The 12,571-nt window shown below is 72.3% G+C and carries 15 protein-coding genes, 1 tRNA gene and 1 riboswitch; of the genes, 10 read left to right on the top strand and 6 right to left on the bottom strand.

What is annotated here, in order from left to right; translation table 11 throughout:
* Window positions 1-21: 21 nt before the first annotated feature.
* Window positions 22-1,242, bottom strand: a complete 1,221-nt coding sequence (locus ACLFMI_RS04730) for a M20 metallopeptidase family protein (RefSeq protein WP_410946488.1) — start codon at window positions 1,240-1,242, stop codon at window positions 22-24.
* Window positions 1,243-1,414: 172 nt separating this feature from the next.
* Between ACLFMI_RS04730 and ACLFMI_RS04735 the strand changes: the two genes are divergently transcribed.
* The 7 genes from ACLFMI_RS04735 (at window position 1,415) to ACLFMI_RS04765 (ending at window position 6,847) form a co-directional block, all read left to right on the top strand.
* Window positions 1,415-1,930 carry a tRNA adenosine deaminase-associated protein gene (locus ACLFMI_RS04735; protein ID WP_410946489.1) on the top strand — a complete coding sequence of 172 codons (516 nt, stop codon included), beginning with the start codon at window positions 1,415-1,417 and terminating at the stop codon, window positions 1,928-1,930.
* A 7-nt stretch (window positions 1,931-1,937) separates the two neighbouring features.
* Window positions 1,938-2,438 carry a nucleoside deaminase gene (locus ACLFMI_RS04740; RefSeq protein WP_410946490.1) on the top strand — a complete coding sequence of 167 codons (501 nt, stop codon included), beginning with the start codon at window positions 1,938-1,940 and terminating at the stop codon, window positions 2,436-2,438.
* Window positions 2,439-2,451: 13 nt separating this feature from the next.
* Window positions 2,452-2,539: transfer RNA gene (locus tag ACLFMI_RS04745), tRNA-Ser, on the top strand.
* Window positions 2,540-2,818: 279 nt separating this feature from the next.
* A complete protein-coding gene (locus ACLFMI_RS04750; RefSeq protein ID WP_410946491.1) occupies window positions 2,819-3,187 on the top strand; it encodes a hypothetical protein in 369 nt (122 codons plus the stop codon).
* 367 nt (window positions 3,188-3,554) lie between these two features.
* The gene (locus tag ACLFMI_RS04755; protein WP_410946492.1) at window positions 3,555-5,915 is read left to right on the top strand and encodes a molybdopterin cofactor-binding domain-containing protein; all 2,361 of its coding nucleotides are present in this window, start codon (window positions 3,555-3,557) and stop codon (window positions 5,913-5,915) included.
* A 17-nt stretch (window positions 5,916-5,932) separates the two neighbouring features.
* Entirely contained in the window at window positions 5,933-6,403 is a 471-nt protein-coding gene (locus ACLFMI_RS04760; protein ID WP_410946493.1) for a (2Fe-2S)-binding protein, read from the top strand.
* A gap of 126 nt (window positions 6,404-6,529) precedes the next feature.
* Window positions 6,530-6,847 (top strand): hypothetical protein, encoded by a 318-nt coding sequence (locus ACLFMI_RS04765; RefSeq protein ID WP_410946494.1) that lies wholly within the window; start codon window positions 6,530-6,532, stop codon window positions 6,845-6,847.
* An 88-nt stretch (window positions 6,848-6,935) separates the two neighbouring features.
* Here the strand turns inward: ACLFMI_RS04765 and ACLFMI_RS04770 are convergent, their stop codons facing one another.
* The 4 genes from ACLFMI_RS04770 to ACLFMI_RS04785 all read right to left on the bottom strand — a co-directional run bounded on the left by ACLFMI_RS04770 (window position 6,936) and on the right by ACLFMI_RS04785 (window position 9,457).
* Entirely contained in the window at window positions 6,936-7,250 is a 315-nt protein-coding gene (locus ACLFMI_RS04770) for a DMT family transporter (RefSeq protein ID WP_410946495.1), read from the bottom strand.
* 43 nt (window positions 7,251-7,293) lie between these two features.
* Window positions 7,294-7,350: riboswitch (guanidine-III (ykkC-III) riboswitch) on the bottom strand.
* 76 nt (window positions 7,351-7,426) lie between these two features.
* Window positions 7,427-8,092 (bottom strand): class F sortase, encoded by a 666-nt coding sequence (locus ACLFMI_RS04775; RefSeq protein WP_410946496.1) that lies wholly within the window; start codon window positions 8,090-8,092, stop codon window positions 7,427-7,429.
* A 70-nt stretch (window positions 8,093-8,162) separates the two neighbouring features.
* A complete protein-coding gene (locus ACLFMI_RS04780) occupies window positions 8,163-8,936 on the bottom strand; it encodes a hypothetical protein (RefSeq protein WP_410946497.1) in 774 nt (257 codons plus the stop codon).
* A gap of 179 nt (window positions 8,937-9,115) precedes the next feature.
* Complete coding sequence (locus ACLFMI_RS04785; protein WP_410946498.1) at window positions 9,116-9,457, bottom strand: YnfA family protein; 342 nt, start codon at window positions 9,455-9,457, stop codon at window positions 9,116-9,118.
* Window positions 9,458-9,541: 84 nt separating this feature from the next.
* On the opposite strand from ACLFMI_RS04785, the gene ACLFMI_RS04790 reads away from it, so the two are divergent.
* Window positions 9,542-10,573, top strand: coding sequence for a lipase family alpha/beta hydrolase (locus ACLFMI_RS04790; RefSeq protein ID WP_410946499.1), 1,032 nt, complete (start codon window positions 9,542-9,544; stop codon window positions 10,571-10,573).
* Window positions 10,574-10,582: 9 nt separating this feature from the next.
* On the opposite strand, the gene ACLFMI_RS04795 is transcribed toward ACLFMI_RS04790, so the two are convergent.
* Complete coding sequence (locus ACLFMI_RS04795) at window positions 10,583-11,200, bottom strand: GyrI-like domain-containing protein (protein ID WP_410946500.1); 618 nt, start codon at window positions 11,198-11,200, stop codon at window positions 10,583-10,585.
* A gap of 154 nt (window positions 11,201-11,354) precedes the next feature.
* Between ACLFMI_RS04795 and ACLFMI_RS04800 the strand changes: the two genes are divergently transcribed.
* Both ACLFMI_RS04800 and ACLFMI_RS04805 read left to right on the top strand, forming a co-directional pair.
* Complete coding sequence (locus ACLFMI_RS04800) at window positions 11,355-11,804, top strand: putative immunity protein (RefSeq protein WP_410946501.1); 450 nt, start codon at window positions 11,355-11,357, stop codon at window positions 11,802-11,804.
* Window positions 11,759-12,487 (top strand): methyltransferase, encoded by a 729-nt coding sequence (locus ACLFMI_RS04805; protein ID WP_410946502.1) that lies wholly within the window; start codon window positions 11,759-11,761, stop codon window positions 12,485-12,487. The genes ACLFMI_RS04800 and ACLFMI_RS04805 overlap by 46 nt, the downstream gene beginning before the upstream one ends.
* Window positions 12,488-12,571: the final 84 nt, after the last annotated feature.

Raw genomic sequence — 12,571 nt, forward strand, 5'->3', positions numbered from 1 at the left:
CGCCGTCGTCGTGTGGCCGGGTCAGCCGGTCGCGGCCAGCGCCAGCCCGGCGTACGTCGCGACCCCGGCCGGGAACGCGGCCTCGTCGAAGACCACCCGGTTCGAGTGGTTCGGCGGCGCGGTCGCCGGATCCACGTACGGCGGCCGGGCGCCCAGGAACGCGAGCGCGCCCGGCACGTTCTGCAGCACGTAGGAGAAGTCCTCGGAGCCCATCAGCGGCGTCGGCATCGGGACGCAGGCACGGGCGCCGAGGACCCGCTGCCCGACCCGGCGCAGCGCGTCGGACGCGGCGTCGTCGTTCACCGTGACCGGGTAGCCGGGCTCGATCGTCACCTCGGCGGTGCAGTCGTGGGCCAGCGCGACGTGCCGGCAGAGCCGGGTGATGTCGTCGTGCAGCCGGGACCGCACCGGCTCGGAGAGCGTCCGTAGCGTGCCGGTCAGCTCGGCGGTCTCCGGGATGACGTTGTCGGTGGTGCCGGCCTCGATCCGGGCCACCGTCAGCACCGCGGGGTCGTGTGGCCCGACGCGCCGGGTGAGCACCGTCTGCAGCCCGCCCACCATCGCCGCCGCGGCCGGGACCGGGTCGCAGGCGTCCTGCGGCGCCGAGGCGTGCCCGCCGCGACCGGTGACCGTCACCCGCAGCAGGTCGGCCGCGGCCATGATCGGGCCGGGCCGGTGGTGCAGCCCGCCGCTCGGCACGGTCGACGAGACGTGCAGCGCGTAGGCCAGCTCCGGCTCGCCCGCGGGCCCGCTGAGCAGCCCCTCCTCGAGCATGTACCGGGCGCCGTGGAAGCCCTCCTCGCCCGGCTGGAACATCAGCAGCACCCGCCCGGCCAGCCGCTCCCGGTACCCGGCCAGCAGCCGGGCCGCCGAGGCGAGCATCGCCGTGTGCGCGTCGTGCCCGCAGGCGTGCATCGCCCCCGCGACGCCGGAGGCGAACTCCAGCCCGGTGTCCTCGGGCAGCGGCAGCGCGTCCATGTCCCCGCGCAGCAGTACCGTCGGGCCGGGACGCGCACCCTCGAGCACGGCCACCACCGAGCTGCAGGTCGTGCCCCGGTGCACGGTCAGCGGCAGGTCCGCCAGCGCGCGCAGCACCGCGTCGCGGGTGCGCGGCAGCTCCAGCCCGAGTTCCGGATGCCGGTGCAGCTCGCGACGCAGTGCGACCGTGCGGGGCTGCAGGGTCCGGGCTGCCGCCAGCAGGTCGCCGGGCAGCCCGGCGACGGACGCGGGAGTGATCGGCATGGACCGATCGTCGCCCACCGGCACCCGCCGGGCGACCAGCGGTGCCGATACTCGCTCCGCACGCTGCGCTCGGTGCCGATACTCGCTCCGCACGCTGCACTCGCCGACGTGTGACCATGCATACCTGGTTGTGGCGTGGCCCACAGCAGCTGGGGGACGTACCGTGGTCCTCGTGCCAACCCAGAGCGTCGAGGCCGCCCCGGACACCCGGGAGGCCGCCCTGCCCGGATTCGCGGTCGCCGCGATCCGGGAGGAGGGCAAGTGGCGCTGCGTCGCGCTCGACCCGGTCACCCTGGTCGACCTCGACGCAGCGATCACCGCGCTGCGCTCGCAACGCTCCACCGGGGCGATCCTGGGCCTGCTCGACGTCGACGACGAGTTCTTCGTCCTGCTCCGCCCGTCCCCGGGCGGCGTCCGGCTGATGATCTCCGACGCCGGCGCGGCGCTGGACTACGACGTCGCCGCCGACGTGCTGGACCTGCTGCGGGTCGAGCTCCCGCCGGACGAGGACGTGCTCGACGAACCGTGGCCGGAGGGCGACCTCGGCATCCTGTCCGACCTCGGGCTGCCCTCCGACGAGCTGGAGGTCCTGGTCGGCGACCTGGAGCTGTGGCCGGACGAGCAGCTCGACACGATCGCCGGCCGCTGCGGCTTCGCCGGTCAGCTGGACGAGGTCGTCAACTCCTGAGCCCGGCGTGACCCGACCCTCCGCCGTCGACGAGGCCGCACTCGGCCGCGCGCTGACCGTCGCGCGCGAGGCGGCCGCCACCGGTGACGTCCCGATCGGCGCCGTCCTGCTCGCCGCGGACGGCACCGAACTGGCGGCCGCGTGCAACGCCCGCGAGGCGCTCGGCGACCCCACCGCGCACGCCGAGGTGCTGGCGCTGCGGGCGGCCGCGGCCGTCGTGGGGTCCTGGCGGCTGGACGGCAGCACGCTGGCCGTCACCGTCGAGCCGTGCACGATGTGCGCCGGTGCGATCGGCCTGGCCCGGGTGTCCCGGGTGGTGTTCGGGGCCTGGGAGCCGAAGACCGGCGCCGCCGGATCGCTCTGGGACGTGCTGCGGGATCGGCGCCTGGCGCACCGCCCGGAGGTCGTCGGGGGAGTCCGGGCGAGCGAGGCCGCCGGGCTCCTGCAGGGGTTCTTCGCCGGGCACCGGGCCGGACCCCCGGCGCCCGGAAGTGCGGAAGCCGTCTAGTAGCCTTCCCGGCGGTAGCGTGTCCGAGCGGCCAAAGGAGCGCGCCTCGAAAGCGCGTGAGGTTCACGCCTCCGTGGGTTCGAATCCCACCGCTACCGCCACACCGGACGCCGGGCTCCCGACAGGGGCCCGGCGTCCGTCGTCTCCGGGGTGGATCCCCGCCGCAGCCCCGATCGGCACGGGTTTCCGTCGTGCACACGGGATCGGGCCCCGTGTGCACGACGGAAACCCGTGCGATCTCCGGGGCAGGCCGACCGTCGCGGACTGGCGCCGTCCGACCGGGGGGCGACCCGCGACGCGAGCCGGATCCACCCGCGGTCCGATGTGCCGGGCGCCGTCGTCGAGCAGGCTGGCTCCAGTACCTCGGAAGGAGCTCGGAGATGACCACCATGACCACCGGCCACCAGCCCGCGGCCCGGTCCACCGGCACCGACCCGGACGCCTACCCGGTCCTGACCGTCCTGATGCTGATGCTCGGCGGCTTCGTGCTGCCGGTCCTCGGCTGGCTGGCCGGCGTCGTGATGCTGTGGACCGGCCGGGCCTGGACGACCGGCGAGAAGTGGCTCGGCACGCTGGTGTGGCCCGCCGTCGTCGTCGTGCCGATGGTGCCGCTGACCGTCGGCTACCTGATGTCGGGGGGTGGTGGCATCGGCCCGCTCGGCGTGGCGGCGGTCGTCCTCGGCGTGATCGGGGTGCTCGTCGTGCTGCCGTGGACCTTCGTGCGGCTCCTGCGGGCCGGGCGCCGGTGAGATCGGGGCCTGCTCGGGACCGAGCACTACGGACGACGCGGACTTCCGGTTCGACCTTCTTGCCTGAATGACCCGAACGGGTGGTCTCGTCGAAAGCGAGGCAACTCAGGTCATGCGGAAGCAGGACCGGCGTGTTTTCCGCATCTGCGGGTGAGGTCTGCCTCAGTCGCAACTTGTTGACCTGCAAATCATCGTAATCCGCGGCGGGGGTGCCGCGGAGAACTGTCGACGTCCTCCGAAGCTACCGGTGCGTATCCGTCGAACCAGGCGCGTCGTTGCCCGCGCAGACAGCCGCCGTGCTCCGGACCCGCTCCCCCTTGCGGTCCGGTGGCGGCCGTGCATCGCGCAGCACTCGGATTGGACAACGATGCCCGCTCACCGCGCCCCCGCCCCCGAGCGCCCGGACGGCGACAAGCCCGGCTTCGGACGCAGCAACGTCAGCCGTCGCCGCTTCCTCGGCTACCTGGTCGCCGCCCCGACTCTGGTCGTCGCGGCCGAGGTCGGACGCCAGGCCCTGTTCGACGGTGCGCCGGTCGCGAACGCCGCGGCGACGCCGTCGCCGCCGCTTCCGGCCGAGGTCTACGACCTGCTCGACGTCATCCGCGACGCCGCCCGGCCGACCGCGAACCTGATCCGGATCGAGGTCAACCGGGACGGCACCGTCTCGTTCGCGCTGCCGCGCTCGGAGAACGGCCAGGGGATCATCACCTCGACGCAGATGATCATCGCCGAGGAGATGAACCTGGATCCGGACCAGGTCGTCGTCACGCTGGCCGACGCCCGGCCGGAGCTGGTGTTCAACCAGCTCACCGGCGGGTCGAGCACCACGTTCTCCACCTACACCCCGATCCGGGTCGCCGCCGCGCTGGCCCAGGGCCGGCTGCTCGACGCAGCCGCGGCCGAGCTGGGCCAGGACAAGGCCGTGCTCACCAGCCGGACCGGTCTGATCACCGGCATGAACGGCGAGGAGCTGCCCTTCGGCGAGCTCACCGAGGCGGCCGCGAGCCCGGTGGACGAGGCCGTCGACGTGGTCCTCAAGCCGCGCGAGGAGTTCACCGTCATCGGCAAGTCGAGGACCAAGTCCGATGCGCGGGCGATGGTCACCGGCAAGAAGAAGTTCCTCACCGACCTGGACATCCCGGACGCGCTGCCGACCGTGATCTGCCGCGGGCCGAACCTCAACTCCGCCCCGCAGGGCGTCAACAACATCGACGAGGTCCGGAACATGCCGGGCGTCACCGACGTCGAGCAGGTCCCGACCGGGGTCGCCGTCCGGGCGAAGACCTACGGCCAGGCCGTCGACGCCGTCAACGCGCTGGACGTCGACTGGGACGGCGGCACGGTCGAGGGCGAGAACGACGAGTCGGTGCTGGAGAAGCTGCGCGAGGGTGAGCTGCCGCTGGCCGTCCCGCAGGTGACCGGCGAGACCGTCGAGGGCGACTTCACCTTCTACTTCCGCAGCAACTCCGCGCTGGAGACCAACAGCGCGATCGCCGACGTCCGGGACGGTGAGGCGGAGATCTGGGGCCCGGCGAAGAACCCGATCGCCGCGCAGGCCGAGATCGCGAAGAAGCTCGGCATCGCGCAGAACGCGGTCACCTTCCACGTCACCGAGGGCGGTGGCTCGTTCGGCCGCAAGCTCTTCTTCGACGCCGCCGAGGAGTCCGCCCAGGTCTCGCAGGCGATGGGCAAGCCGGTCAAGCTGATGTGGACCCGCTCGGACGACTCGCGCCAGGGCCGGGTGCACCCGATGGCCACCTGCCGGGTCCGCGCCCAGGTCTCCGGCGACACGGTGTCGAGCTTCGAGATCCGGCACACCAGCGTCGCCTCCGAGCTCAACCCGGGTCTCGGCGAGGCGATCACCGCCGCGGCGACCAAGGCCCCGCTGGGAAACCTGACGATCTCGCAGAGCATCTACGTCACCACCCAGACGAACCCGTACAACGTCGGCGTGGCGACCTCACTGCTCAACGAGGTCGACATGCGGTTCAACACCTGCTCGATGCGCAACATCTACTCGCCGGACACGGCGACCGCGCGCGAGCTGATGATCGACAAGGTCGCCGCGCAGCTGGGCAAGGACCCCTACGAGTTCCGCTCGGAGTTCGTGAAGCTCGACCGCTTCAAGAAGGTGGTCGACCGGGCCGCCGAGGAGGCGGACTGGGGCAAGTCGATGCCCGAGGGCATGGCCCAGGGCATCGCGATCCACCAGGAGTACAAGGGCATCGCCTGCGCCGTCGTCGAGCTGGACTGCCGGCCGGAGACGGTGAACCGGGAGATCCGCTCGGCCCGCACCGGGCCGCGCGTGACCAAGGTGACCTACGTCGTCGACGTCGGCCTCATCATCAACCCGCGCGGTCTCGAGGCGCAGATGATGGGCGGGATCAACGACGGCATCGCGATGACGCTGACCTCGAGCCTGCACCTCGACGACGGGCACTTCATCGAGGCCAGCTGGGACAACTACTTCTACACCCGGCAGTGGAACACCCCGCCCGAGATGAACATCGTCCTCATCGAGGACTCGGAGGCCCCGGAGCCCGGCGGTGCCGGCGAGTTCGGTGTGGCGGCGACCTGCGGCGCGATCGCCTGCGCGTACGCCCGGGCCACCGGTGAGGTGCCGGAGTACTTCCCGATCCTGCACAAGGACCCGCTGCCCTTCGAGCCGTACCCGGTCGTCCCGCCGATCCCGCCGTCGCCCACCAACGGCCTCGAGCTCGCGCGCTGATCAGGAGGAGATCACTGATGCCTACCCAGACCTTCACGCTCAACGGCGAGACCGTCACCGTCGACGTCGAGGACGACGTCCGCCTGCTCTGGGTCATCCGGGACCTGCTCAAGGTCACGGGCCCGAAGTACGGCTGCGGGATCAACGTGTGCAAGGCGTGCACCAGCCACATCAACGGCAAGGCGTTCAACCCGTGTTCGGTGCCGGTCGGCGCGATCCAGGACTCCGACGAGGTGACGACGATCGAGGGCCTGGCCGACGGGGACACCCTGCACCCGATGCAGGAGGCGTGGATCGACAACGACGTCGCGCAGTGCGGGTACTGCCAGCCGGGTCAGATCATGGCCGCGGTCGCACTGGTGCGTCGGGCCCAGGAGGAGGGCTTCGACATCGACGACGAGGCGCTGGACGAGATCCGCAACATCTGCCGGTGCGGGACCTACAACCGGATCCGCGAGGCGATCAAGGCCGGCGCCGACAACATGTGAGGCGCTCCGCGCCCGTGAGTGGTTGTCCGCGGCCCCGACCGCGACAACCACTCACGGGGCCATGGGCTCACCGACGTGCGGCAGGACGCCGCACGGGACACCGCTCCCGATGTGAAGGACTATTCGATGAGGAACCGGATGCGCCGGTCGCTGATCGCCCTCGGCGCCATGGGCGCCGTGGCGTTCCCGCTGGCCGGCATGGCCGCCGCCGCCGAGGACGGCGAGCACGGCTACCCCAGTACCCAGAGCCCGACCCAGGCCGTCGACGCGGTCGGCGCGACGGGCGATACCGCCGCGTACGGGGCCGTCGACGCGGCGGACCGCTACTCCCCGAGCAACCGCCCGGACGGGGTCAACGGAACCGACAGCGAGCTCCCGCAGGCCGACCCGCGCTTCGTCGAGGGCCCCCTCGGCGGGCTGCTGGTCAACGGTCCCTTCGAGTAAGGGGCTCCCCGGGCGACGGGGCCGGCACCGGACGATCCGGGGCCGGCCCCGTCGTCGTTCCCGGCCCCGTGGTTGTTTCCCGGGGCCGTCAGCTGACGAGCTTCAGCCCGGCGACACCCGCGACGATCGCGAGCAGGCACAGCATCCGGGCCGTGGTGGCCGGCTCGCCCAGCGCGACCATGCCGTAGGCGGCGGTGCCGACCGCGCCGATACCGACCCACACCGCGTAGGCCGTCCCGACGGGCAGCTCGCGCAGCGCCAGGCCGAGGCCGCCCATGCTCAGTGCCAGGGCCACCAGGAAGAGGGCGGACGGGCCGAGCCGGCTGAACCCGCGGCTCTGGGACAGGGCCGCAGCCCACACCGACTCCAACAGACCCGAGACGACCAGGTAGATCCACGCCACGACGCACCTCCGGATGCGGTCACCGGTCCCGCCTGCGGCAGGCGGGGCGTCGTCTTGGCGTTCCGGGTACGGCGCGTCTCGTCCGGGGGGCCGCCGCTCTCGGCGGTCCGCCGCCAGTATGGCGCAGACGGCGGCGCCGGGCCCCGTGATGGTGACCGATACCGCCGGCGCCGGGCTCAGCCGCGGCGCCCGGACACCAGGTGGGCGAAGACGACCGTGTTGTCCCGGTAGCTACCCGCCGCGGCGTCGAACGAACCCCCGCAGGTGATCAGGCGCAGCTCGGCCCGATTCGCAGCGCCGTACACGGTGCGTGACGGGAACGCGTCCTTGGAAAAGGACTCGACGGCGTCCACCAGAAAGGTCGCGGTGATTCCGTCGTCCCGTTCCACGACGATTTCCTGGCCGGCCCGCATGCGTCCCAGTTCGTAGAAGACCGACGGGCCGTCGGTGGCCGAGTCGACGTGCCCGAGGATCACCGACGGGCCCCGGAAGCCGGGGGCGGCGGAGCCGCGGTACCAGGCGGCCTGGTCGTAGCGCGGTCCCGGTGCCGGGACCTCGAGGGTGCCGTCCGGCGCGAGCCCGACCTGGTTGACCACGGACTCCACCCCGATGGAGGGGATCGAGATCGACACCGGTGGCGAGGGCGGCAGGACCGCACCGTCCGGCCGGGCGCCGTCCCGGACGGTGCCGACGACGCCCGGGACCGGTGCGCCGGCGGCCACCGGCGCCGGCGGACCGGTACCGGAACCGGGACCGGCCAGCACGACCAGCGCGCCGCCCGCGACCGCGAGCGCGGCCGCGACCAGCAGTGCGATCGTGCGCCGTGGGGTCCGTGCGGGCATCGGGCCGGCTCCGTTCCGAGGAGGGGAGTGCCCCGGCCACCGTGCGGTGGCCGGGGCATCGGGGGAGGGCTCAGCCCTGCGAGCCGGACCGGCGGCGGACCGCGACGGCGATCGTCGCGGAGCCGATCAGGAGCACTCCGCCGGCCACGAGCAGGCCGGCGTCGGTGCCGGAGGTGGCGCCACCGCCGGTCTCCACGCCGCCCTGCGGCATCGGCATGTCGCCGCTGGTGGTGTTCACGACGATCGTCGCGACGCCGATGACCGTGCCGCCTGCCAGGGCGTCGGTGCTGAACGCGCCGTTCAGTGCCTCGGCCGCGCCGGCGTTCAGGGTGACGGTGGTGCCGGTCAGCGTCGCGGTCCCGGCCGCTTCGTCCATCGTGATCGGCTTCAGGGTCGAGCCGTTCAGGTCGAACAGGGTGGTCGACTCGGCGACCGTCTCGCCGCCCGCGCGGACCCGGCCGGTGAGGACCGCGGGGTCGCCCGGGTCGATGACGAAGTTGTCCAGCGTGACCTCGGTGTCGCCCTTGGTCAGGGTCAGGCCGCTGCCCTGGTGCTCGATGCTGCCCTGGACGTAGGGGAGCACCTCCTCGGGCTTGTAGACGGAGACGTTCCCGCCGGTGATCGGGAACGAGGCGGCCCCGTCGGCGATCGAGGCGTCACCGAACGGCGCCGGAGTCACGCCGAGGGACTCCAGGGCGCCGGTGAACCCGCTGTCGAGCTTCACCGAGGTGGACTCGCCGGTCAGGTTCGAGATCATCGCGATCGGGGGCGGGGTCTCCTGGGCGGCGGCGACGCCGGCGCCCAGCGCGCCCGCGGCCACGGTGACGAGGCCGATCGTGGTCATGGCGGCTACCCGTCGAACGGAACGCAACATCGGGATCTCCTCGATCGTCGGGCCGGCGGGCGATTCCCGGCGACCGTGCACTCATTCCTTCGAGCGGTCGTGCGGAATCGGTTCGAAGAACGACGAGAGTAAATCCGGGAACGGGCCAACCGTTACGGTGCGTGATCGAAATGGGAGTCTCAGGTAGCGCCCGTGCGCGGTGCGTACATGATGACGGCGACCCCGGCGAGGCAGAGCAGCGCGCCCGTGACGTCGTAGCGGTCCGGGCGGAAGCCGTCGAGGACCATGCCCCAGGCCAGCGAGCCGGCGACGAAGACGCCGCCGTAGGCGGCCAGGATCCGGCCGAAGTTCGCGTCCGGCTGCAGCGTCGCGACGAACCCGTAGAGCCCGAGCGCGAGCACGCCGGCCCCGATCCAGATCCAGCCGCGGTGCTCGCGCACTCCCTGCCAGACCAGCCACGCGCCGCCGATCTCGCAGAGCGCGGCCACGACGAACAGCACGATCGAGCGCAGCACCGTCATGCCGCCCATCGTCCCCCGGACGAGGCCCCGCGTACCCGCCCGCCGCGACTCTCGTTGATCACTGCGATCGACGGAGGAGGATCGATGCGCAACGTGGCGCGTTCGGCGGCACTGGCCGCGGTGGTGGCCCTCGGGATCGGACTGCCGGTGGCGACGGCGTCGGCCGCCGAGGCGGGTCCGGAGCTACAGGTCGCCGAGCAGGAGCGGGCGCAGAGCCTGAGCTGCCGGGGAGATCTGGCCGGGGCGGAGAGGTCCCCGGTCCTGCTGATCCCGGGCACCACGCTGACGCCGGAGGAGTTCTCCTGGAACTACATCCCGGCCTTCACCGCCGAGAACCGGCCGTTCTGCACGGTCGAGCTCCCGCAGAACGCCGGTGGCGACATCCAGATCGCCGCCGAGTACGTCGTCTCCGCGGTCCGCACGATGTCCGACGAGGCCGACCGGCCGATCGACGTCGTCGGGCACAGCCAGGGCGGCATGATCACCCGCTGGGGCCTGAAGTACTGGCCCGACCTGCGGGACCGGGTCGACGACGTGATCGGGCTGGCGCCGTCGAACCACGGCACGGTCGTCGCGAACGGGGTGTGCACGGCCGGTGGCTGCTCGCCGGCGATCCAGCAGCAGAAGATCGACTCGGAGTTCCTGGCCGCGTTGAACGCCGGCCGCGAGACCTATGACGAGGTGGATTACACCGTCGCGAGCACCGACTTCGACGAGGTCGTCGTGCCCAACGTGACGCTCCCGCCCGGGCTACCGCCGGAAGGGCTGCCGGACGCCGCGCCGCCGGCGAGCTCGGCGCTGCGCGACGGCGGGGACAACGTCGCGAACATCTCGCTGCAGTCGGTCTGCCCCGCCCGTCCGGCCGACCACCTGACGATCGGGACCAGCGACGCTGTGGCCTACGACCTGGTGATCGACGCGTTGGACCACGAGGGACCGGCCGACCCGGCGCGGGTCGACCGTGCGGTGTGCCTGCAGCCGTTCCAGCCGGGCGTCGACCCCGTCACGTTCCCGACCGACTTCGCGCAGCTGGCGACGACGGCCGCGGAGCAGCTGACCGTGGGCCCGCGGGTGCTTCGGGAGCCTGCGCTGCAGGACTACGCGCGCGAGTCCTGACCGCCGGCGTCAGCGGGGCCGGACCGGTTGGCGCAGGATCGTCCGCAGGCGCGCCGGTTCGACCCGGCGCAGGTCGCTGAGATAGATCTCGTGGTGCTTGCCGGTCAGCTCGAGGCCGTGATCCGGGGCCACCTCCTCGTGCATCCGGCGCAGCAGCGGGCCCTCGTCGTCGAAGGGTCCGACGTGCAGTGCCTGCACGCACAAGCCCTCCGAGAGGGTCCCGGGCCGCAGGTCGTCGAGCCGGGCCGGGCCCTGCTTCGCCCCGGCCCGCGCGACGGCGTCGGCGACCATGCCGTCGGTGATCCAGTCGGGGAGCATCGTCATCAGCGTCCAGTCCCACCGGGACTTGTCCCGGTCGACGGTGAAGGTCGCCATGTCGTCGGACCACCACAGGCCCTCCAGCGGCATCACGACGTAGTCCCGGCCGAGTTCGCGGCGACTCGCGAACTTCACGGCGTAGGCGACCGGGAAGAGCGTCGACACCGCGTCGGCGAACGCCCGGGTGTTGGGATCGCCGTGACCGTCGATCATCAGGTACCGCAGGTCCGGAACCTCGACGATCCGGGGCGTGTACCGGCGGGCCCGGTAACAGTCGAGCTCGCGCTTCAGGTCGATCTTCGTGTGCACGGCGCTCCCCGGTCCGGCCGCCGTCGTGGCGACTCCGGCATTCTGCTTCGTGGCCCGGCGGTTGACCACGGATGGCGCCGGTGGAGTGTCGTGGGGGCGGCGCCGTGCTGCCACGATGAGGACGTGGCGCGGATCGGGCCATGTCGCGTTGACGATGGACGACCTGCGGGTCGTCGCCCGCTACGCGGTGCAGAGGGCCGAGGCGGTCCTGCCGCTCTTCGAGGAACGGCATCCGGAGGACCGGCGTCCACGCGCCGCGATCGACGCCGCGTGGATCTTCGTCGACGGCACCGAACGATCGAGGCTGCAACGCGTCACCGTGCTGGACGCGCACCGTGCCGCGAAGGGGGCGTCCACCGGGGCCGCGACGGACGCGGCACACGCCGCGGGCGATGCCGCAGCTCGGGCAGCTCATGAAGACGCTGGACACCGCGCTGCGCTCGTCCTGAGCCGGGACGCCGGGAACCGTCGTCATGGTCAACGGACACCGGGGCCTGTTGGGCCGAGATCGGACGGCCCTGCTGTTCCTCGGCCTGCGGTCGTTCCTAGCCTCGGGGCGTGGCCTACCGCCCCACGATGTCCGAGCGCCGGGTGCAGGACCTGAAGCGCTGGCACGAGCGTGCCTACGGGGAGCTGGCTGCGGCCGGCGAGCGCCGGGTGTCCTATCTCGGGCTGGACCTCCTCGTGCCTGCGACGGTGTTCGCTCCGACCCCGACCTCGGATCTGCTCGGGCGGGCCGTCCTGGCAGAGGCCGGTCCGAGCGATCGCGTCCTGGACATGGGCACGGGATCCGGTGTGAATGCGATCCTCGCCGCTCGCCAGGGCGCCGAGGTCGTCGGCGTCGATCTCAATCCGGCCGCGGTCGATGCGGCCCGGCAAAACGCGGACCGCAATGACGTGCACGCCCGGTTCGAGGTCAGCGACATCTACTCCGCTGTCGACGGGACGTTCGACCTCATGATCATTGATCCGCCCTTTCGCTGGTTCGCGCCTCGCGACATCACCGAGGCGGCGGCGACGGACGAGGGATACCGGGGCGTCGCTCGGTTCTTCGACGGTGTGGATCGACGGCTTCGTCCGGGCGGGCGCATCCTGATGTTCTTCGGGACCTCGGGTGACCAGGACCATGTCCTGGGCCTGGCCGATCGGTCCGGCCTACGATCTCGGGTCGTTGCCTCGCGGGGCCTGACGCAGGACGGCGTGAGCGTCACGTACTCGACGTTTCGGCTGGAGCGCGCCGCATCCGGATCCGAAAATCTGCCGCAGCCCCGGGGCACGGCCGGGTAGCCGGACCCGGCGGCGCCGCGACGGGCGAGGCGAACCCGGGAAGACGACCGCCGGGCCACCTGCGACGGGGTGTGCCCGGCGATT

This window comes from Pseudonocardia nantongensis, from assembly GCF_046546495.1.
Classification (GTDB): Bacteria; Actinomycetota; Actinomycetes; order Mycobacteriales; family Pseudonocardiaceae; genus Pseudonocardia; species Pseudonocardia nantongensis.